Source organism: Actinoplanes philippinensis (assembly GCF_900113015.1).
Lineage (GTDB): Bacteria > Actinomycetota > Actinomycetes > Mycobacteriales > Micromonosporaceae > Actinoplanes > Actinoplanes philippinensis.
On record NZ_FONV01000001.1, the window covers coordinates 589,246 to 610,914 of the forward strand.

The 21,669-nt window shown below is 73.9% G+C and carries 16 protein-coding genes; 8 read left to right on the forward strand and 8 right to left on the reverse strand.

Annotation, left to right across the window (positions count from 1 at the left end; translation table 11 throughout):
• Window positions 1-92 precede the first annotated feature (92 nt).
• On the reverse strand, window positions 93-884 hold the full coding sequence (locus BM290_RS02640) for a leucine-rich repeat domain-containing protein (RefSeq protein ID WP_203779095.1): 792 nt from the start codon (window positions 882-884) through the stop codon (window positions 93-95).
• An 84-nt stretch (window positions 885-968) separates the two neighbouring features.
• Between BM290_RS02640 and BM290_RS02645 the strand changes: the two genes are divergently transcribed.
• From BM290_RS02645 to BM290_RS02655, 3 genes are all read left to right on the forward strand, one after another.
• Entirely contained in the window at window positions 969-1,340 is a 372-nt protein-coding gene (locus tag BM290_RS02645) for a hypothetical protein (protein ID WP_143133580.1), read from the forward strand.
• Between the two features lie 64 nt (window positions 1,341-1,404).
• A complete protein-coding gene (locus BM290_RS02650) occupies window positions 1,405-1,803 on the forward strand; it encodes a hypothetical protein (protein ID WP_143133581.1) in 399 nt (132 codons plus the stop codon).
• Between the two features lie 59 nt (window positions 1,804-1,862).
• Window positions 1,863-2,309, forward strand: a complete 447-nt coding sequence (locus BM290_RS02655) for a hypothetical protein (protein ID WP_143133582.1) — start codon at window positions 1,863-1,865, stop codon at window positions 2,307-2,309.
• A 98-nt stretch (window positions 2,310-2,407) separates the two neighbouring features.
• Here BM290_RS02655 and BM290_RS02660 read toward each other — a convergent pair whose 3' ends face one another.
• Window positions 2,408-3,580, reverse strand: a complete 1,173-nt coding sequence (locus tag BM290_RS02660) for a S8 family peptidase (protein ID WP_203779094.1) — start codon at window positions 3,578-3,580, stop codon at window positions 2,408-2,410.
• A gap of 513 nt (window positions 3,581-4,093) precedes the next feature.
• Between BM290_RS02660 and BM290_RS02670 the strand changes: the two genes are divergently transcribed.
• Entirely contained in the window at window positions 4,094-5,794 is a 1,701-nt protein-coding gene (locus BM290_RS02670; RefSeq protein WP_093609490.1) for an AfsR/SARP family transcriptional regulator, read from the forward strand.
• Here BM290_RS02670 and BM290_RS02675 read toward each other — a convergent pair.
• The 3 genes from BM290_RS02675 to BM290_RS48055 form a co-directional block, all read right to left on the reverse strand.
• Window positions 5,703-8,357 carry a helix-turn-helix transcriptional regulator gene (locus BM290_RS02675; RefSeq protein WP_177319544.1) on the reverse strand — a complete coding sequence of 885 codons (2,655 nt, stop codon included), beginning with the start codon at window positions 8,355-8,357 and terminating at the stop codon, window positions 5,703-5,705. The two genes, BM290_RS02670 and BM290_RS02675, sit on opposite strands and share 92 nt — an antisense overlap.
• Window positions 8,358-8,380: 23 nt before the next feature.
• Entirely contained in the window at window positions 8,381-8,566 is a 186-nt protein-coding gene (locus BM290_RS47035) for a hypothetical protein (protein WP_143133583.1), read from the reverse strand.
• Between the two features lie 112 nt (window positions 8,567-8,678).
• The gene (locus tag BM290_RS48055) at window positions 8,679-9,041 is read right to left on the reverse strand and encodes a hypothetical protein (protein ID WP_177319545.1); all 363 of its coding nucleotides are present in this window, start codon (window positions 9,039-9,041) and stop codon (window positions 8,679-8,681) included.
• A gap of 213 nt (window positions 9,042-9,254) precedes the next feature.
• On the opposite strand from BM290_RS48055, the gene BM290_RS02685 reads away from it, so the two are divergent.
• From BM290_RS02685 to BM290_RS02700, 4 genes are all read left to right on the forward strand, one after another.
• Complete coding sequence (locus tag BM290_RS02685; protein WP_093609496.1) at window positions 9,255-9,866, forward strand: PilZ domain-containing protein; 612 nt, start codon at window positions 9,255-9,257, stop codon at window positions 9,864-9,866.
• A 39-nt stretch (window positions 9,867-9,905) separates the two neighbouring features.
• Window positions 9,906-13,307 (forward strand): TIR domain-containing protein, encoded by a 3,402-nt coding sequence (locus BM290_RS50530; RefSeq protein ID WP_093609498.1) that lies wholly within the window; start codon window positions 9,906-9,908, stop codon window positions 13,305-13,307.
• Window positions 13,308-13,407: 100 nt separating this feature from the next.
• Window positions 13,408-14,073 (forward strand): DUF4097 family beta strand repeat-containing protein, encoded by a 666-nt coding sequence (locus BM290_RS02695; protein WP_093609918.1) that lies wholly within the window; start codon window positions 13,408-13,410, stop codon window positions 14,071-14,073.
• Between the two features lie 7 nt (window positions 14,074-14,080).
• On the forward strand, window positions 14,081-14,791 hold the full coding sequence (locus BM290_RS02700) for an ATP-binding cassette domain-containing protein (protein ID WP_093609500.1): 711 nt from the start codon (window positions 14,081-14,083) through the stop codon (window positions 14,789-14,791).
• Here the strand turns inward: BM290_RS02700 and BM290_RS02705 are convergent.
• Genes BM290_RS02705 through BM290_RS02715 form a run of 3 tightly spaced genes read right to left on the reverse strand, consistent with a single transcriptional unit; the run spans window position 14,775 to window position 21,615 of the window.
• Window positions 14,775-17,849, reverse strand: coding sequence for an ATP-binding protein (locus BM290_RS02705; protein ID WP_093609502.1), 3,075 nt, complete (start codon window positions 17,847-17,849; stop codon window positions 14,775-14,777). The genes BM290_RS02700 and BM290_RS02705 overlap by 17 nt on opposite strands.
• Before the next feature lie 54 nt (window positions 17,850-17,903).
• Entirely contained in the window at window positions 17,904-20,582 is a 2,679-nt protein-coding gene (locus BM290_RS02710) for an alpha/beta hydrolase (protein WP_093609504.1), read from the reverse strand.
• Window positions 20,583-20,631: 49 nt separating this feature from the next.
• Window positions 20,632-21,615: a glycoside hydrolase family 26 protein gene (locus tag BM290_RS02715; protein WP_177319546.1), complete on the reverse strand. Its 984-nt coding sequence runs from the start codon at window positions 21,613-21,615 to the stop codon at window positions 20,632-20,634.
• Between the last annotated feature and the right edge of the window lie 54 nt (window positions 21,616-21,669).

The following is a 21,669-nucleotide window of genomic DNA, read 5'->3' on the forward strand; positions in this document are numbered from 1 at the left end:
GCACCTCGGAGATACGCCGGCCGCCCTCGATCGCGGATCCAGCGCACCTGCGGCGCGGGGACCGGATCAGGATTCAGCGGGTGCCGGGCGCGTCATCGGCCGGTGTCCGGCTGGACCACGTCGGGGCCGCCGCGGTGCGGGACGGGCACGTGATTGCGGGCCGGCGCGGGCAGCGCGTCGACGCACTGCTGCGAGCAGGCGTTCACCAGGAACGGCCACACGTCGGTGCCGGCGCCGCGGGAGATCCACACCTGCCGGAGCTCGTCGCCGATCGGCTGGTCACAGACGCTGCACGTGCGTACCCCCTCGGTGCCGTGAACGTAGGGGTCGAGGTCGGTGAGGTCGCCGCGGGTGATCGCGCGCAGCGCGGGGAACGGCGGCCGGTTCTTGTAGTTGCCGTAGATCGCCCGGGTGCTGACCGTGCTGTCGGCCAGGGCCGTGCACCGGGTCAGTTCGTAGGGGAACCAGTGCAGGCGATACGAGGTGTACGGCTCGAACACCTCCAGGCTGCGCATCAGCCCGATCTCCGGTGGGATCCGCACCAGATTGCTGCCGTACAGCACGAACTGCTTGACCCGGGTCAGCCGGCCGATGCTCCGGGGCAGGGTGATCAGGTCGTACCGCTGCTCGGCGGTCATCTCGACCAGCGGCCGGAACACCTCCCGCCCGTCGGCGGCGGCCTCGTCGATCAGCTCCAGCATCCGCCGCCAGCCGGCCGAACCGGTGTCCTGCCGCTCGCCGTGGAACGCCACCGCCACCGGCCGGGTCGCCTTCGAATAGCCCACGCACCGGCACAGCTGGCGGGCCCTGCCTTGCGGGCCGGGCCCGACCGCATCGGCGAACCGGTTCACGAACACCCGCGGTGGTGACTCGTCCGACGTCATCGCCGCAATATATCGACGGCCGCACAGGATGCTTGGTCCGCCGGTTTCCCTCAGGTCGGCATTCGGTTGCCGATGCGGTGGCCCGTGACCGAACCACCCGAGTTCTCCCTGCCCCGATGGCTGCCGCTCGCTGCTGCCACCGCCGTGGGCGTCGCCGGGATCGCCGCGGCCGCCGCTGTCGCCTGCCGCCGGCAGCCCGCCACCGTTGTCGAGGACGTGCCCGAACTGCCACCACCGACTCCGGTGCCGCCCGTCGAGAGGGACAGACCGCCGCGGTCCGGTGGGATCCTGCTCATGATCGTGGCCGTCGTCGCCGCGGTGTGGGCGCTGATGGTCATCTGCGACGACCTGAACGCGGTTGATTGCGCGAGGGCCCGCAGTTCCTCCTACAGCGTGGGGTCCGGCCGGCCGCTCGGCGAGGTCCACAGTGTTTCCGGCGACTGTGCCGAGCGTTGATCATCGGCCGGATGCCGGGGCCGGTTTCCTTCAGGTTGGCGTTCGGTTGCCGATGCGGTGGCCCGTGACCGAACCGTCCCTGTTCCGCCTGCCCCGTTGGGCGCCGTTGGCCGCGACGGCCGCCGTGGGGGCCGCCGGGCTCGCCGCCGTGGCCGTGGCCCGCCGCCGCGAGCCGGCCGTCACCGAGGCGCCGCTGCCACCATCACCGCCGCCACCGCGGCCGGAGGCGGGGACACCGAGTCCCTTCCGTTTCCGGGCGATCCTCGTGGCGATGGCGCTCGGGGTGCTCGCGGTGTGGACGTTCGCGATCCACACGAACGCGATGGCCGAGGTGGCCTGCGTGGAGGCCCGTGAGCGCGCGGACTTCCGGGACGACGACTGGCGGACGGACTACCGTGACGGCAGTGGCCTGGGCCTCACCTTCTCCTACGACGTCCTCGCCGCCTGCGTCTACCGTCGCTGAGCGGGGTCTCCCGAAGTGGTTTCCTTCAGGTTGGCGTTCGGTTGCCGATGTGGTGGCCCGTGACCGAACCGTCCCGGCCCGCCCTGCCCCGATGGGTGCCGTTGGCCGCCGCCACCGCCGTGGGAGTCGCCGGTCTCGCGGCGGCGGCCGTCGTGGTCGCCTGCCGCCGCAAGATCGTCGAGGAGCCCGTACTCCCGCCACCACCACCGGCCCCGGATCGCCCACGTCATCTCGAGAGTCTCGTGGGTGTCCTGTCGGCTGAGAAGCCCGCCTCGCGGCAGCCGCCGCCCCGGGTGGCGTCGCCGCTTCCGCCGGTGGACCCGAAGGCCCGGCGGAACCACGTGATCCTGCTGGTGATCGCCGCCGTCGTCGTCTGGGCGTGGGTGGCCGGGTACATCGTCCACGCGTCGGCCGGCCCCACCTACGATCCCGGTCCCGCGTCGACCACCGACTTCGACCCCGGGTACCTGAACGATCTCCGGGTCGTCCATCCGGACCGGTACTGAGCGGTGCAGCGGAATTGGCATCGGCGGCGGCCCGGCGGCGGCGCGAGGCTGCTCACGCTGACCGGCCGGACCGGGCCACCGCCGCAGGTTGCCGAGGACTACGGGGCCTGGACCAGGCCCACCCCGCGGTCGGCCGGGTCGACGCCGGGCGCGAAGGTGTTCGTCGTCGCGCTCGCGAGCAGTTTGGCGACGACCGCGGCGCGGGCCGTCGTCGCGGGGACCGCGGTGGTGAGGATCTGCTCCCACCACAGGGCGGCGATTCCGGCGACGTGCGGCGCGGCCATGCTCGTGCCGCTGAGGCTGAGCAGGCCGCCGCCGAGCCTGGCGGAGACGACGCCGACACCGGGAGCGCTGATGTTGGCGAACGTGTTGGAGAAGGGGGCGACCCGCAGGGCCGTGGCCGGTTGCTGCAGGGCGGCCACCGAGATCACGCCGTCCGCGGCGGCCGGCATCTCGACGCCGATCTCGAAGTCCGGGTTCACCTGGCGGCGGCTGGCGTTTCCGGCCGCTGCGACGATCACGCTGCCGTTCTCGAACACCTCGCGGCTGCGGATCATCTCCATCAGCGCGTCGAAGGCCCGCACATTCGCCCGGTACGCCTGCAGCGCGGCCGAGGCGGCCAGATCCGCCGGCATGCCGCCTTCCACCTGCTGGCGTACGAATCCGGGCAGGTCGATCCCGATCGACATCGAGATGACGTGGGCGTTCTGCTCGACCGCCGCCCACTGGATGCCGCTGAGGATCCCGTCGGTGCTGCCACTGCCGTCGTCGCCCAGGACCTTGCCGATGAGCGCCCTGGTGACCCCGCGCGCCACACCGATCCGGGTGCCGTCGACGTCGCGGCCGAAGATGGTGCCCGCGCAGTGCGTACCGTGGCCCTGCTTGTCGCCGTCGCCGGACCCGGTGAAGTCCTTCTGCACCAGCGTGACCCCGCTGAACGCCTGGTGCCCGGCGTCGATCCCGGTGTCCAGGACACACACCGTGACGCCCGAGCCGGTACGGGTCGAGACGTCGGCGCCGACCGCCTGGACGCCCCAGGTGGCGCCGGTCGCCGCGGCTTGCGGTTCCGGCTGGGCGCCCTCCATGTCCACCGGCCGGACCAGTGTGACCGGCATGACCGGCGCGATGGCCCGGACCTGCGGATCGCGAGCGAGGGTGCGGATGTCCCGCTTGTCCAGCGACTCGACCTCGATCCGGGCGCTGCTGGGCGCGGCGCCCTCCCGCTCGGAGATCGCGGCCTCGAACGGGCCCGCCACGTTCTGCCGGCTCATATCGCGCAAGATCGTGTACTTAGCCATATTTTGCCCTTGCCTGTTGTGTTCCAACTGTTTGCCTATAAAAGGTATAAAAGGTACGAGTCATCCGGGTCAGCGGGGCGAGGTGTAGACCCGTTCGAGGACTGATCGCGAACACCCTCACCGCGGCGGTACGGGCCGAGGGCTGACTCCCGGACCCGGGATTCGCCCCACGATCTCCCACTCCCTGCGGGAGACCGGGGACGGGACGCAGTTCGCGATCGTCGACGCGCACACCGGCCGTCTCCTCGGCACCGTCGGTCCGAAGAAGACCGACTGGCACGGCTTGGTCAGCGAGATCGGCTACCTGGGTCGCCCCCTGGGCTGCGCAATGCCGGCTCGACCCACGCCGGCCGCGTCGATCTGGTTCTCTTCTCGCTGACACCGGACGACCTCGCGGCGGACGACCTCAAGGTGCGGTCTGAGCCGCCGGGGATTACGTCATCCGACGCAATCTGAGCGGGCCGTCAGTTTCCTAGCCTCGAGCCCATGACAGCCCTCTCGACAGGTCCTCGCGTCCCGGTCGACCTGCGGATCCTCGGTCCGCTCCAGGTGCTGCGGGACGATCGTGAGGTGGACGCCGGGCCACGTCAGCAGCGATGCCTGCTCGGGCTGTTGCTGGTGCGCGCCGGGCAGCCGGTCAGCATGTCCGAGCTGATCGAGATGATCTGGGGGTCCGGGCCGCCCGCCACCGCGATCAACGTCATTCACAAGTACGTCGGTGCGGTACGCCGCCTGTTCGAACCGGGCCTGCCGCCACGCGCCGCCAGTGCGTACCTGACGCGGCACGGCAACGGGTACCGGTTCTCGGCCGGTCCGGAGACCCACGACCTGGTGCGGTTCCGCCGGCTGATCGCGGAGGCCGGGAACGCCGCCGCCCGCGACGAGCCGGACGAGGCCCTCGACCGGTACGTGGCGGCGCTGCGGCTCGGGCGGGGCCGCAGTGGAGACGGGCTGGCCGACACCCCGGCGGCGCGGGCCGCGTTCGCTGCTGCCGACCGGGAGTTCACCGAGGCGGTCCTGGCCGCCGCCACGGTGGCGATCCGGTTGAACCGGCCGTCGACGGTGCTGGAGCCGTTGCGGCAGGCCTCGGAGATGGACCCGTACAACGAGCAGGTGCACGCCGGCCTGATGCGGACGCTCGCGGTCGCGGGCCACCACGGCGAGTCGGTGGCCGTCTATCGGGCGGCCCGCCGCCGGCTGGCCGAGGACCTGGGCGTCGAGCCGGGGCCGGAGATGAGTGAGGCGTACCGCCGGGTGACGGGGCGGACCGTGGGCGGCGCCCCTCCGGCCCCACGGCCGGCGCAGTTGCCCCCCGGCCTCCCGTCGTGGGGCGGACGCTCCGCCGAGCTGACCGAGTTGACCGGTCTGGCTGCCGGGCTCCGTGACGGGCGGCGGACGGGCCCGCTGGTGATCGCCCTGGACGGCCGCCGGGGAACGGGCAAGTCAGCGCTCGCCGTCCAGTTCGCCCATCGTGTCAGCGACGGGTTCACCGACGGGCAGATCTACCTCGACCTGCGCGGCGACCGGGCCGAGGACGAGGTCGTCACCGTCCGGCACGCGCTGCGATCGCTCCTGCACGGGCTCGGCCTACCCTCCCCGAACCTGCCGGCCACCATTGACGCCCAGGTCGGCGCGTATCGCAGCCTCACCGCCGGCAAGCGGATCCTGGTCCTGCTGGACAACGTCCGCGACGCCGATCAGGTACGCCCGCTGTTGCCCAGCTCCCCGCGGAGCCTCACTCTGCTCACCAGCCGGCGGCCGCTGCTGGACGTGGCCGCCCGCCACGGGGCCCACCTGGTTCACGTCGACGTCCTCGACTCCCGGGCCGCCCGCGCGCTCCTGCAGAACCGGATCACCGGACGCCCGCGTGACGTCGCGAACATCGCCCTGCTCGACGAGATCGCCGACCTGTGCGGACGGCTGCCGCTCGCCCTGGCCTACACCGCGGCGCAGCTCACCGCGTCCCCGGATCTGCCGCTGGCCGTCGTCGCCGCACAGTTGCGTCAGGCCGCCCGCCGCCCGCCGCGCTCCCGGATGGGACGGTCGACGGTCCACGCCCGGCGCGCCGACGATCGATCGCCGCACGAACGGCCCTTCACCCCGGGGCGGGCGGGTCGAGGATCCGAGCCAGCTCGGCCCGGGACCGGACGTTCAGCTTCGGATAGATGCGGTACAGGTGGGTGCTGACCGTCCGGGGCGACAGGAAGAGCCGCTCGCCGATCTCCCGGTTGCTCAGACCGTCGGCTGCCAGCCGGACGATCTGCTGTTCCTGTGGGGTGAGCGCGTCGATCGCGCCGGCCGGCCCGCGCCGGGCCTCCCCGGTGGCGCGCAGCTCGGCGCGGGCCCGGTCGGCCCACGGGGCGGCGCCGAGCGCGTCGAACGTGTCGGCGGCGGCCCGCAGCAGTGGCCGGCTCTCGGCCGCACGGTACGAGCGGCGCAGCGACGCCCCGTGGAACAGTTGCAGACGCGCCCGGTCGAACGGCCAGGCGGTCAGGTCACCGGCCAGCGCCGCCGCGTAGTCGCCGGTCAGCACGGCCCGCGCGAATCCGAGCCCGACGCGCAATGCGGGCGACCCGCTCTGCGCGGCGATCGGCTCCAGCTCCGCCACCACCGGGGCCAGCTCGTCCAGGAAACCGCCGAGCATCGCCGCCTCGGCCAGGTGGCCGAGCAGCAGCGTCCGCTGATGCCCGTGGTATGCCGGGTCCTCCGGGTCGAACGCCCGCATCAGCTGCCGGAACGCGTCCTCGGCGTGCCCCTCGGCGAGCGCCGCGACACCCCGGGCACGCTGCACCCCGGACAGCATCGGGAACCGGCGGGCCGCGGAGAACACCCGCTCGGCGACATCGGCGCGCTGCCGGGCTGACACCGTGTCGCCGCGCAGCGCATCGGCCAGCGCCGCCATCAGCCCGGCGCCGACCGCCCACATCGGCTGCCCGACCTCCTCGGCGAGGGCGATGCACTCCAGGGCCAGCGGCAGGGCGGTCCGGGCATCGCCCATTCCGGCGTACGCCGCCGCGGCCGCGACCAGCGCCTGGGACAGCGTGCCGATCCGGCCCTGGGCGCGGAGCTCGCCCGCGGCCGACATGGCGAACGTGGCGGCCAGGTCGAACGCGCCGACGGCCCGCGCCGCGTTCGCCAGCTCGTTGCGCCACGTTGGTGGCAGGTCGGTCCGGTCGACGAGCCGTCGCATCTCGTCCAGCCCGGCAGCGCCGTACTCCACCGGCGCGACCAGGGCCAGGATGCCGATCCGGCGCGGATCGTCGGCCGGCAGCCGCAGCGTGACCTCGACGAACCGGTCACGGATGGGCGGCGGCACGTTGGAAAACCAGACCCGCAGCGCGACATCCATCATGGACTGTGTCGCGAGTTCCGGATCGCCGGCCCGGAGCATCGACTCGACCAGGTCGGCGTAGCCCAGGGTGCGCTCCGGGCCGGTCCAGGCGCCGCCGGCGTAGGAGTCCCGGATCCAGGCCAGCCGGGCCCGCTCGGCCGGCCGCAACGCGGTCTCGTCGATGTCGCCCATCCGCTGCCGGATGCCCGCGATGTCACCCTGCTCGTGCGTCAGGTGCAGCGCCCACAGCTGACGCCGGGCGCGCTCGGACGGATCCTGGCTGAGCTGGACCGCCCGGTCGACAGCGGCCAGCGCGATCGAGACGGCCTGGCCGTCGGCGGCCCGCTGAGCGGCCTTGGTGAGCTCGCGGGCCAGTGTCTCGTCCGGGCCGGACGCGGCAGAGGCACGGTGCCAGACCTCCCGCTGCGGGCTGCCGGAGAGCGTCTCGGCCAGCGCCGCGTGGACCCGGCGGCGCCGGCCGGGCGGGGCCTGCTGGCGCAGCGCCGACCGCAGCAGCGGATGCCGGAACCGCAGATCGTACTGCTCGTCGACGGTCACCAGGCGGGCGGTGACGGCGGGCTGGATCGCCTCGGCCGGCACCGGGGCGCCGGTCATGACCCGAGCCGCCGCCAGGGTCTCGTCGAGGTTGGCCCCGTCGTTCAGGGCCGCGATCAGCAGCAGATCCCGGGTGAGCGGCGGCAGGTCGGCGACCAGCCCGCCGAAGGTCTGCTCCACCCGGGTGGTCAGCGGCAGGGACGACGGGAGCAGCGCGGCGGACCCGGACCGCGCGGCCGCCGATCCGAGCTCCACCAGGCCGAGCGGGTTGCCGGCCGCCTCGTCGAGCACGCGGGCCCGCAGGGCCGCCAGCAGGTCGGGCGCCGTCCGGTCGAGCAGCGTCCCGGCGTCCTCCGGGGAGAGTGGCTCCAGCCGCAGTTCGCGCAGCGCCGCGACGGACAGCCGCCGGTCGATGTCCTCACCGTCACGGACGGCCATCACCACCGCGACCCGGTCCGACTCGATGCGCCGGCACAGCAGCGTCAGCGTCTCCCACGTCGCGTCGTCCAGCCAGTGGGCATCCTCGATCGCCAGCAGGACCGGCTCCTCGCGGCGGCTCAGCAGATCAAGAACGTCAATCGCTCGACGGTACGGCGAACTCGCGGCCGCCACGACCGGGCGCAGGGGCCGCAGCAGGTGGTCGAGACCGGCGTACGGTATCTGCCCCTCCGCCTGCACCCCGGCGACCCGCAGCACCCGCATCCCCCGGCCCCGGGCGGTCCCGATCGCCCGGTCGAGGAGCACCGACTTGCCGATCCCGGCCTCGCCGCGCAGCACCAGAGCGGAGCCCTGCCCGGCGATCGCGTCGTCGAGCAGCGCCTCGATGACCCCGACCGGAGCGGCCCGCCCGACGATGTCGCTCACGATCGGAACCTGCCGTTCGTCGTTCACCGGAGGTCACCGGCCGAGGGCAACCGGTCCGCGAGGCGGCACGGACCGGCCCGCAGGCGCCGGGGACCGCCGTCCTGGAACGACCGGAGCACGGCGCCGGCCTCGACATCGCCGCGCCACACCCGCAACGGCCCCATGATCAGGAGACGCACCGCACCCGGATAGGTCAATCGCTGTTCCATCGGGCTCCAATGATGCCAACGGCACAGGATCCCGGCGATGTCACGTTCGACACCGACACGACAGCACGGGTGGTACGGAACCCGCGCCGCCGCCGTCTCCGCGTTCCGCCGGTCAGCGCCGGGCGGGGGCGGTCGCTGACCGGGTGATGTGCTCCTGCAGGACCGCGGCCGCGTGGTCGGCCCGGGTGGCCTTCGCCGCGTAGGCGCCCGCGGCCGCCCGGTCACCGGCCGTCCGGGACCGGGTCATCAGCTCTTCGACGATCATGGACTTCTCCTGCACGGCGCTCACCGCGGTGCAGGTCGCCTCCTCGGCGTCGTCGCTCCGGATCGCCAGCAGCGACTGCGGGGAGTACGAGTGGCCGACGGGACAGGCCGGCACGGTGGCCGGTAGGTCGGCCGGCAGGCTCGCCAGGATCCGGGCCGGCGGTTTGTGCGAGCCCGCCGACCCGCCGATCACGACCGCATCCCGATGCATCAGGGCGGCGTTCCCGCTGCGGGCGCCCCCCACGCCGGCCGGCGTCCCTCGCGGTGCCGGCCCGGCTGGGTGAGCGCCGGCCGACCGGACGCCGTGCCGGCCGGGCTCGGGCCGCAGGGTGGTCCGATCCGTCGCGATGATCCCGCATCTGCGGCCCTGCCGTGCCGATAACGTCAGCACAGGGACGAGCCCGCACGGAAAGAGCCGACGACCATGATCAGCACCTCTGAGAAACCGCAGCCCTGGGCTGTGCCGATGGTGAGCGTCTCGATCGGCGGCGGGCCGGCCCAGACCTGCCGGGTCACCCGGGAGCCGGACGGCACGCTGCGCCTGGGGATCACCAGTTTCGCCATGGTCGGTGTCGACGCCACCCTGCTCTGGACCCAGAACGGCCGCGGCTTCAGCATCGAGGGCACCGTCGTCCCGGAGCCGGCGAACAGCATCCCCGGCGTGTACCTGCGGGTCGACGAGACGGCCGGCGGCATCGAACGGCGCCGCAACCAGCGGGTCGCGGTGCACGTGCCGGTCGTGGTGGTGCTGCCGTCGGGTCACCTCTTCCCCGGCCGGACGATGAACCTGTCGATCGGCGGGGCACACGTCGTGGTGGACCTGGACGAGGTCGGCGACGACGCGCTGATGACGCTGGCCGAGGAGCTGACCCGCGGTGGCCAGGTCACCGTCGAGTTGCTGCTCCCGGACGGGCCGGTGGACCTGACCTGCCAGGTCGGCGGCGGCGGTGACGAGCCGGGCGACGTGCGGCTGCTGTTCGTGGAGGTGGCCCCGCAGACCCGGACCAGGATCGGGGCGTTCCTGCGGACGGTGTGACGCGGCGCCGCCCGAGCAGGCACGCATCGTGCACAATCGATGACCGTGCCGTACAACGGGTTCATCTCCTACAGCCATGCGGCGGACGGCCGGCTCGCGCCGGCCGTGCAGCGGGGCCTGCATCACCTGGCTCGGCCGTGGAACCGCCGCCGGGCACTGTGGATCTTCCGGGACCAGACCGGGCTGTCGGTCACGCCCGCGCTGTGGTCGTCGATCCAGCGGGCGATCGACAGCTCCGACTACTTCGTGCTGATGGCCTCGCCGGAGGCGGCGCGGTCCCCCTGGGTCAACCGGGAGATCGAGCACTGGGTGGCGACCAAGTCGGCGGACCGGATCCTGCCGGTGGTGACCGACGGCGAGTGGCGGTGGGACCGCAGCCGCCGCGACTTCGACGAGGCGTCGACGGCGGTGCCGCCGGCCCTGCGGGGCGTCTTCGACGAGGAGCCGCTGCATCTGGACCTGCGCTGGGCCCGGGACGACCGGCACCTGACCCTGCGGCACTCCCGCTTCCGGGACGCGATCGCCCAGCTCGCCGCCCCGATGCACGGGGTCACCAAGGACGATCTGGAGGGCGAGGACGTACGGCAGCACCGTCGCGCCGGCCGGCTGCGGTGGGCCGCGGTCACGTCGCTGGCGCTGCTCGCCCTGCTGACGTCGGTGTCCGGCGTCTTCGCCGTGCACAACGCGGAACAGGCCAACGCGTCGGCGCGGGAAGCGGTCCGCCAGCAGCAGGAGGCGACGGCGCAACGCGGGAGCGCGGCGAAGTTCGCCGGCGAGGCGCAGCGCCAGCAGGAGATGGCCGAGCGTCAGGAGGCACGGGCCCGGGACGCCGCCGACGAGGCACAGCGGCAGCTGACCCGGGCGGACAGCGCGGCGGCCCGGGCGGCCGAGCAGCAGCGGCTCGCGGAACGGCAGAACACCCTGGCCCGGGAGTCGGCCCGGGAGATGCGCCGCCAGCAGGAGCGCGCCGAGGAGCAGGCGCGGATCGCCCGGGCGCAGCAGCGGCTGGCCGGCACGGCGACCACCGAGGCGCGCCGGCAGCAGAAGATCGCCGCGAGGCAGGAGAAGCTGGCCGAGGAGGCCGGCGCCGAGGCCCGCGAGCAGGAGAGGATCGCCCAGGAGCAGGGGAGGCTCGCCGGGGAGGCCGCCGCCGAAGCCCGCCGGCAGGAGAGGATCGCCCGCGAACAGGAGCAGCGCGCCGAGACCGCGAAGGCCGACGCCGAACGCGAGAAGGCCAACGCCGAACGGGAGAAGACGAACGCCGAGCGCGAGAAAGCCAACGCCGCGCGCGAGAAGGCCAACGCCGACCAGCAGCAGCGGATCGCCATCAGCCGGCGTCTGGTCAACGAGGCCCGGGCCATCCTGCAGGAGGAGCCGCAGAACGCTCTGCGGATGGGGATCGCGGCGCAGCGGATCCACCCGGAGGCCGAGACCCGCCGCGCGGTCGCCAACCTCATCGCGTCGACCCGGTACGCCGGCGCCATCGACGGCGTCGCCGAGGCCGAGCACGGACCGGGCAACCTGCTGGTCACCGTCGGCGACACCGGTGTCGTGTCACTGTGGGACACCACCGACCGGGCCGACGCCGCGCGGCTCGCCACGATCGGCACGCCCGGCCCGCTGAACAACGACATGTCGCTCAGCCGGGACGGGCAGGTGCTGGCCCTGGCCCGGGACGGTGTGGGCGAGTTGTGGGACATCAGCGTCCCGGCCCGCCCGGCGCTGATCACCACGCTGCCCGGCGACCGCTACTACCATTCGGTGGCGCTCGGCCCGGACGGCCGCATCCTGGTCACCGGCGACCGCACCGGCCCGGACGGCTACGCGACGCTCTGGGACGTGTCCGACCGCGCCCGGCCGCGGGAGCTGTCCACCCTGACGGGCAGCGTCTCCTCGGGTGACGGCTTCGTGTTCAGCGCCGACGGCCGGACCCTGGTGGACAGCGTCAACGGCACCCACGTCTGGGACATCAGCACCCCGGCGGAGCCGGTGGCCCGCGCCACCATCCCGGCCGCCGGCAGTGTCTTCGCGCTGGCGTTCAGCCCGTCGCAGCCGTTGCTGGCGATCGGCACCAGCCTCGGCGACCTCGACGTGTACGACCTGACGAACACCGCCAAGCCGGTACGGACCGCGCAGCTGGAGTACGACGCCACGACCCTGATGCTCTCGCTGGCGTTCAGCGCCGACGGCAGCGTGCTGGCCTCCGGTGACAGCGACGGGCGAGCCGTCCTGTGGCAGATGGGCGCCTATCCGCGCAGGATCGCCGACATGACCGGCACCGGCGGCATCGAGGCGCTCGCGTTCAGCTCCGACGGGCGGACGGTCGTCACCGCCGACAGCGCCGGCACGGCCGTGCTGTGGAACACCACCGAGTTCGCCGCACCGCAGCGGCTCTCCGAGTCGGCCGCCCACGACGATCAGCTGCAGGCCATGGCGTACACGTCCGGCGGCCGTTCGATGATCACCACCGGCGCCGACGGGAACGCGGTGGTCTGGGACGTCACCGACCGGCGGAGCCCGGTCCGGCGGGCCACCCTGCCGGTTCCCGGGTTCGGCGGCTGGGGCCGGACCGCGATCGGCCCGTCCGGAACCGTGATCGCCGGGTCCGGCGCCGAGGACGGCGTGGTGGTCCTGACCGACGTCACCGACCCGGCGGCCCCGGCGCACCGGGCCACGCTGCACACCGATGTCGAGTCCCCGACCACGCTGGCGTTCCACCCCGACGGGCGTACCGTCGCGGTGGGCGGCAACGGCCGCCTGGAGCTGTGGGATCTCGCCGGCCACCGGATCAGCATCCTGACGTTCACCCTGTCCTCGGTCGGTGACATCGCGTTCAGCCCGGACGGCCGCACCATGGCCGTCACCGCGATCACGACGGTGAGCCTGTGGGACGTCACCGATCGGGCCGCGCCGAGACAGCTGTCCGTTCTCACCGGCCACGGCAGCACGGTGCTCGCGGTCACGTTCAGCCCGGACGGCAAAACGGTGATGACCGGCAGCTACGACCACACGGCGATGCTGTGGGACGTCGAGAACCCGGCCGCGCCACGTCGGCTGACCACCCTGACCGGTCACGAGTACAAGGTCGGCGCGGTGGCGTTCAGCGCCGACGGCGCGACCGTGGTGACCGCCGAGGACGGCTCGTGGGCGATCCTGTGGGACGTCTCGCAGCCGTCGAAGCCGGTGCAGCTGGCCCGGATGCGGCTCGACCAGTACCACAGCCCGGTCGACATGGTGTTCAGCGCCGACGGGAACACCCTGGCCATCGGCACGAACTACGGCTGGGACGGGCGGCTGACCCTGTGGGACCTCACCGCGCTGACCGGCCTGCGGACCGATCCGGCCGCGCTGGGCTGCACGATCACCGGCCGCGGGCTCACCGCCGAGGAGTGGGCGCGGGAGGTGCCGGAGCTGCCGTTCCAGCTCACCTGCGGGCGCTGACACCGGCCCGGGGAGGCGTGTCAGCGCGCTGTCAGAACGCCGTCAGGGGCGGCGGTCATGGTCGGTGGGTCAGCACGATCCACACAGCAGGGAGACCATGATGCACACGTACGACACCGCCGCCCCGGTCACCGTCGTCCTCGACATCCCGGCCGGCAGCATCGCGATCACCGCCGGCGACGACCGGCAGGCCACGGTCGAGGTGCACCCGGCGGACGACGCGAAGGGGCGGGACGTCAAGGCCGCCGCGCAGATCACCGTGGGGTACGCCGACGGGGTGCTGCGGATCGAGGCGCCCACCGCGCGGAACCAGCTCTTCGGCAACTCCGGTTCAGTCGCCGTGACGGTCCGGGTGCCCGCCGGGTCACGGGTCGAGGGCCGGGCCGCCGCGGCCGCGTTGCGGGGTGAGGGCCGGTTGGGTGAGGTCGTCTTCGACACCGCGCAGGGGCCGATCGTGATCGCCGAGGCCGCCGCCGCCCGGATCGGGGTGGCCGCCGGGGACGTGTCGATCGGGCGGCTCACCGGCCCGGCGGAGATCACCGTCAGCAAGGGCGACATCCGGATCGACGAGGCGGTACGGGGCGCTGTCGTGCTCCAGGCGCAGGCCGGGGCGATCGAGGTCGGCGTGGCGGCGGGCGTGTCCGCGACCCTGAACGCGGGCGTCTCGAACGGCCGGATCGACAACCGCCTGAAGAACGACGGCGCCACCGAACTGGAGATCCACGCGACCACTTCGTACGGCGACATCGTCGCCCGCAGCCTCTGAGCCACGGGTGGACGCCCGGTATGCGATCCACGTCGAAGGCCTGGTCAAACGGTACGGGCCGGCCGTCGCGCTGGACGGCGTCGACCTGCGGGTGCCGGCCGGCAGCGTCGCCGGGGTGCTCGGGCCGCCCGGCTCGGGCAAGACCACCCTGATCCGTGTCCTGGCCGGGCTGACCCGCCCCGACGAGGGGCGGGTCACGATCTCCGCGCCGCGGGGAGCCCGGCTGGGACCGGCCGGGCCGGAGCGGGACCCGACGGCGGTGCTGCTCTTCGACGAGCCCACCGCCGGCCTGGACCCGCACGGCCGGGACCGGCGGTGGGAGGAGATCCGCCGGCTGGTGCGCGACGGGGCGACGGCGCTGGTGACCACCCGGTTCCCGGAGGAGGCCGACCAGCTCGCCGACCGGATCACCGCCCTCGACCGGGGCCGGGTGGTCGCCGAGGGCCGGGCCGGGGAGCTGCGCCGGCGGATCGGCGGCCGGGTGCTGCAGGTGCGGGTCACGGTCGCCGCCGACGGCGACGCGGTGGCCCGGATCCTGCACGAGCTGACCGGCACGATCCCGGACCGGGATGCCGGCACCGGCCTGCTCACCGTTCCGGCCGGCGACGTGATGCTGGTGTCGGCGCTGGTCCGGCGGCTGGACACGGCCGGGATCCCGGTCGACGAGCTGGGCCTGCGCCTGCCCCGCCTGGACGAGGTGTTCAGATCGCTGCGGTGAGCCGCCGCAGCGCCTCCTCCCGCGGCAGTCGCGCGCCCCGCTCGTACGCCGCCCGGTAGGTCTGGTCACCGAGAGCGGTGACCAGACCGGCCACCAGGTCACGCAGCACCGGTTCGCCCCGGTCGAAGGCGCCGCGGATCGCCCGGCTCCAGCCCAGCGCGGTGGCCGCGTCGGCCGGCCGGTCCTCCAGGGCCAGCAACTCGCCGACCTGCTCGGCCGCCCAGGCCAGGCCGTTGCTCTGGTTACGGGTGATGTTCGGCCGGACCGCCCGCGGCAGCAGCTCGCGGGCGGCGGCGGGGTCGCGTGCGGCGAGCCGGTTCATCATCCGGGTGCCGTCGATCAGATCAAGGGCCATCCGCTCGGGGTACGGCAGATCGTGCACCCGTTCCAGCAGCGTGTCGAGGGTGCGCTCGGCCGCGGCGAGGTCACCCGACCGGCGTTCCCAGGCGGCGACCCCGAACAGCAGGGCCGCCTCGCGACGACGGCCCAGCCGGCCGGCCCGCTGCTGCATGGCCAGCAGGTCCCGCCGGGCGCCGACGAGGTCGCCGCCACGCATCCGCTCCCGGGCCAGCCGGTTGCGTGACCAGTACAGGTAGTCCTCGGTGCCGAGTTCGGCGCTGATCGCGACGGCCCGTTCGAACGCGGCGATCGACGTGCCGTAGTCGCCGCGCAGCGACGGGAGCCGGCCGATCGCGAGCAGGCTCATCACCAGGCCCCACCGGTCGCCGGCCTCCTCGAAACCGCGGACCGCCTCCTCCCGGGCGCGGGCGCCGCCGTCCAGGTCGCCCTGCTCGACGAGGGTGAAGTTGTGCGCCCAGTTCGCGCTGGCCCGGGTCCACGGGTCCGGCGAGGTCAGCGCCTGATCGAAACCGGACTCGGCCGCGGGGGAGAATGCCTGCTGCGAGATCCACAGCAGACGTGCCGGGTGGACCTCCCGGGCGCGCAGCGTGGTCCGTACCAGAGCAAGGGCCTTGTGGGCGCCGTCCGGCGCGATGGCGCCGAGCTCGCACAACGCGGCGAGGAACGTCTCCAGCTGGGCGTTGAGCCCCCGGTTGGCCCAATACCAGAACAGGGCCTTGATGAAGCGGTACGTCCGGACGGCGTCCCCGGCGTCGAGGACCGTGCGCAGCGCGGCGGTGATGTTGTCGTGCTCGGCGTCCAGCACGGCGAACGCGCCCAGCTGCGCACCGGTGCGCAGCCGCGGCTCCAGGCGTTCGGCCAGCTCCAGGTGGTGGTCGGCGAACCGGTCGGCGATGTCGTCGCCGGCCGCGGCCAGTTGCTGCGCGCCGTACGCCCGGACGGTCTCCAGCATCCGGTAGCGGCCGCCGTCCTGCTGCACGATCGACTTCTCCACCAGCGCGTCCAGCACGTAGAGCACGTCCGCCGCGGGCAGCGTCGCGTCGGCGCAGACCGCTTCGAGAGCGTCCGGACCGGCCCCGCCGGGGAAGATCGACAGCCGGCGGGCCAGGGTCCGCTCCGCCTCGTCGAGCAGGTCCCAGCTCCACTCCACCATGGCCAGCAGGGTGCGCTGCCGGGGCATCGCGGCCCGGCTGCCCGACGTCAGCAATCGAAACCGGTCGTCGAGCCCGCTGACGATCTGCTGCACCGCCATCGACCGCAGTTTGACGGCGGCCAGCTCCAGCGCCAGCGGCATCCCGTCGAGACGCCAGCAGATCTCCACCACCGCGTCGACGGTCCGCTCGTCCAGGGCGAACCCGGGGCGGACACCGGCGGCCCGGTCGACGAAGAGCCGCACCGCGGCGGCGCCGGCGGCGGTCGCGACGTCCGGCTCCCCGGCGGGCAGCGCCAGCGGCCCGAGATGGCACAGCGCCTCTCCGGTGATCGCCAGCGGCTCCCGGCTGGTGGCCAGGATCCGCAGCGTCGCCACCCGGCCCAGCAGGTCGTCGGCGAGCCGGGCGGCAGCGTCCACCAGGTGCTCGCAGTTGTCCAGGATCAGCAGGGCGTCGCCGACGTCGAGCAGCTCGGTGAGCCGGTCGATCGCCGTCTGCTGCCCGCTGTCGTAGAGCCGGCCGTGCGACGAGCCGACCACCGCGAGGACCGCGTCGGCCAGCTGCTCCGGGTCGCCGATGCCGGCCAGCGGCACGAACCACACCCGCCCCGGATCGTGGGCGGGGTCCCGCCGGGCCGCCTCCAGCGACAGCCGGGTCTTGCCGGCGCCGCCGGGACCGACGACGGTGACCAGCCGGGCGGCGCCCATCAGCCGGGCGATCCCGGCCAGCTCGTCCTCCCGCCCGACGAAAGTGGTGACCCCGGCCGGCAGGCGGCTCGACGGCGCCGCCGGGACAGCGGGGACGGGCCGCTCGAGCTGGCCACGCAGCAGCGACAGGTGCAGCTCACGCAGCTCCGGGGACGGGTCGACACCCAGCTCGTCGCCGAGCCGGGCCCGGATCTGCTCGTAGACGGCGAGCGCGTCGGACTGGCGGCCGGCCGCGGTCAGCGCCCGCATCCGCAGCATGGCGAGCCGTTCGCTGAGGGGCCGGCGCACCGCGGCGGCGCTCAGGTCGGCCAGGACCTCGGCGTGGCGGCCCAGCCCCAGCTCCGCCTCGAAACGGTCCTCGGCGGCATCGGCCCGCAGCTCCTCCAGACGGGCCGCCGCGTTGCGGGCGAACGGGGCGTCGAGGACGTCGGAGAGCGCGCTCGTGTGCCACAGCGCTGCCGCCGCGCCCAGCGTGGCGGCGGCCTCGGCAGTCCGGCCGGCCGCGAGCTGACGGCGGCCTTTGGCGGCGAGCTGCTCGAACCGGTGCGCGTCGACGTCGTCGGTGCCGATCGGCAGCCGGTAGCCGCCGGCCGCGAAGTCCACCGTCGCCGTGACGCCGAGAACCCGGCGCAGCCGGGACACCAGGCCCTGCAGCGCCGCAGCGGCGCCGGCCGGCGGGTGCTCGCCCCACAGGTCGTCGATGAGCGTGTCGGCCTGCACCGGACGGCCGGCGGCCAGCGCGAGGCGCGCCAGCAGCATCCGCAGCCGGGCGCCGGGGACCTCCACCGGCACGCCGTCGTCCGATGTGGCCGTCACCGGACCCAGAACCACAACCCGCACCGGAGCATGATCGCAAAGTGCCCGGGGCGGCGTGGCCCCGGGCACTCACCGTCGTCAGTCCGTCACGGCGCCGTCGACCGGCGGCAGGAAGACCGGATCCCACGCGCCGGGCAGGAACAGCAGGCCCTCCAGCCGGGTGTGCTCGGTGCCCTCGGCCTCGCCGTCGGCCACGGTCGGCACGCTGAACCGCACCGACGTCGTGCCGGTGGGGACCTCCAGGAACGGCTGGAGACCGGAGGCCGACAGTGGCCGGGACGGCTCCGGATCCTCCCCGCTGTTCTCGGTGAACCACTGCGGATCGACGTCGGCCGACGACAACTCGGGGGTGGAGGCCGGCGGCTGCGGCAGGAAGATCAGGTACGTGAAGTCGTCGACCGCCGCGGACAGGGTGATCGTCCAGGTCAGCGGTGACCCCTCGGTGGCCGTGGCCGCGGGGGTGATCGTGACGTCCGGCGCGGGCTCGTCCTCCCGTACCACGACACCGCCGTCGTAGTCGCCGACCACCGCTCCCCGGATCGCCTTCGCCGCCACCGTCCACCGCCGGTCACCGCCGTAGGTGGTGTTGCCCGGCACCGAGACCGGCACCGGGATCCGGGTGGCGCCCGGCTTCACCTCGGCCACCCAGCTCGTCGCCCGGTAGGTACGCCCGTCGATGACGAACAACCGGACCGCGGCCGTGCGCGGCCCCTTCGACGTGACCTGCACCGTGTAGGCCGCCTCGCCGGAGTCGCCCTCGTCGACGGTGATCTCCCCGACGTCGATCCGGTTCAGGTCGGCGGGCCGCGGCGCCGGGGCGCCCGGCCGCCAGCCCCAGGCGTCGATCAGCCAGGCCGGTCCGTCGCCGCGCGGGGTGATGTCCAGCCGGGCCACCGAGCGGACGCCCGCCGGCAGCGGCAGCCGGACCTCCTGCGCCCAGTGCGACCTGGTCCAGTCGCTGCCGGGCAGCCCGGCCACGGTGGCCGTGCCGAGGTCGGCGCGCCGGCCACGGTCGTCGGTGACCGTGACGGCGAACCCGGTGGGCGGCGCGTTCGGCGGGACGATCAGCCGCATCGCCAGCGCGCGGGAGCCGGCCACCGGCAGCGCCTTCGCCGGGGTCAGCGTGGCGGTGACGCCGCCGTCGAGCGCGACCACCTTCCGGCCGGGCTCCGGCACCGTCAGGGACACGAAATGCGGTGACCGCGTCACCGGATCGTCCGGGCTGATGCAGGTGTCCTCGGCCGTGGCCGGGACCTGGTCGCAGAGCCGGGCGTTCCGGACGCCCAGGGTCTCGTCCGGAACGACGGCGGCCGTCCGGTTCGCCCCGATCGCGTGGCTCAGCACGCGAACGGGACCGGCCGACGGCGCGCGTACCCCGGTGCCGTCCAGCAGGGGCCGGGCCCGGTCGTCACCGAGCGCGAAGAGCCGGGCCGCCGCCGCGATGTAGGTCGCGCCGGCCGTCTGCTGCTGTGCCGCGGTGAGCCGGACCGCGCCGGGCCCGGGGGTGCACAGCGGATCGCCCTCACGCCGGAAGTCGTCGATCGCCGGCCCGGCCGCCTGTCCCGGCGTCCACTCGGTGTTGAAGAAGTTGTGGTTCGCGCCGACCATGTAGAGCGCGCTGTGCAGCGCCCGGCCGGAGCTGACCCCGCGGGTGGCGTCGACGAACATCTGCCCCTGCAGGTCGGAGACGTCACCGTCGCAGCCCGGCAGGATCGTCGCCGACGGCACGTCCGGCTGCGGGTTCTGACCGAACAGGGTGGGCCCGACCAGCAGCAGGCCCCGGATCGTCCAGCGGACCCGGCCCCGGTAGTCGTCGTGCGCCGGCGGGTCGAGGCTGTCGACGGCGGCCCGGTTCACGCCTTCGCCACCCCGCGAGTGGCCCATCAGGAAGACCCGGGACAGGTCGGCCCGCGGCGCCGCACGGACGATCGCCGGGGCCTCGGCGCGGCCGCCGCCGGACCAGTCGGCCCAGCGGTCCAGGTGCATCCGGACCAGCGAGGAGCGGGCCTGCGCGCCACCGTCGGTGTCCGCGAGGTCCTGCGCGTTGACGCCGTTCGCGGAGATCGACACGGTGACGTAGCCCTGCGACGCGAGCAGCTCCTGGGCCTGCAGGTAGCCCCGGTGGCTGGGCACCGGCCGGGATCCGGCCGGGCACGGCCACTCCAGGCTGATCGAGTCGAGGTCGTCGCCGGCGAAACAACTCCAGTGCCGGCCGTGCAGGAACACCGCGAGCGGCCGGGCGCCCGGCGCGCCCTTCGGCGCCACCACGACGGCCTGCATCTCCACCGGGGACGGGTAGGTCGACAGTTTCACGCCGGGCAGCGTGTACTCGCCGGTCGTCGTCGCGTACGGCCCCTTGACGCCCGGGTCCACCGCGGCGGCCGGCAGCTCCGGCAGGGTCGCGGGCGCGGGCGCGGCCGGTCGCTTCGGTGTCGGCGCGGCCGCGTCGACCCGTTCACCGCCGATCCGGACCTGCAGGTCGGTCAGCCGCCCGCGGGCGCCGCCCGGGAGGACGAACGTGCGCAGGCCGGCGGTCGGACGGGCGTGGCCGAGCAGCCGGTCACCGGACCAGAACTCGACTCGCGCGTCACCGGGCGGGACGACGTCCTCGCTGGTCCAGGTCAGCGATCCGGCGGCGAACGACCAGCCGGGCGGCAGCACGCTCGGCACGGGCTCCGGCGGATCCGCGGAGGCGGGCGCCGGTGCTCCCAGCAGCAGGGTGCTCGCCGCTACGGCGGCGACCAGAAATCTACGCATGCATTCCGTCTTAGTCGATGCATGCAAATATTCCTATTGCTGATGATTCTCAGCCGGAGAAACGGCTCTTCCGGGCCATCCTGCGGTACGCCGCGAGCGCCTCGGCGTCGCTGTCCGGCCGGAAGTTCCGGGACGTGCCCTTCTGCTGATCGGTGTCGAACCAGACCACCGCCCCGATCGACGGCGTCGCGTCCACATAGGCGGAGAGCTTGCGGATCCACGGCGCCTTGGTGTTCCGGCCGTGGCCGATCGCCGCCGTCTCGGCCAGCACGATCGGCTTGCGCTTGCCGTAGGCGGCGACGATCGGGGTGAACAGCGTCCGCGGCGACTCCCGGGAGAAGTTGTAGCCGGACACCCCGACCCAGTCGACGTAGGCGTCCCCCGGGTAGTAGCGCTGGAACCTGTTCCACGACACGTCCGGGCCGGAGTTCCAGTTCGGGCCCCACACCCACGCGACGTTGGTGGCGCCCTCCTCCCGGAAGATCCGGTGCATCCGCCGCCACGATCGGACGTACCCCGCCGGCTTCCGGCCGTTGTGGGCGCCGTCCCAGTCGAACCAGTTGCCGTTCATCTCCCAGCCCCAGCGCAGCATGACCGGACGCCGCATGCCGGCCAGACGGGTCGCCATCAGCGCGATGTCCCGGTCCGACCTCCCGCTGGTGATCCGCTTGTGGAAGGTCCCGTGCCAGGACACCATGAGCACCGCGCCGGACGGCACCTCCGGCTCGCTGACCGGGGCGTAACCCGTCCACGGGTAGTAGCGGTGCACGATCCGCTGGTCCCGGCCCAGCTGGCGGCGGCGCAGCTCCAGACTCTCGGTCAGCGTCCGGCCGCGCAACGAGAGGTACGAGCCGAGCATCGCCCGGCCCCGCCGGAACCGGACCGGGCCGCCCCACGCCGACGCCGCCTCCACCGGCGGGGCCGCATCGGCCGCCGTGGCGACGCCGCTGGTCAGGGTCGCCGCCGGCACCGCCATCGTCAACAGGCTCAGCGCCCGGCGCCGGTTCATCCCGCCACGCTGCTCGTCGTCCACGCGCCCAGCGTGCCCGGCGAGGCCACCCACCGCCCTCCTCCCGCCAGCCGACAA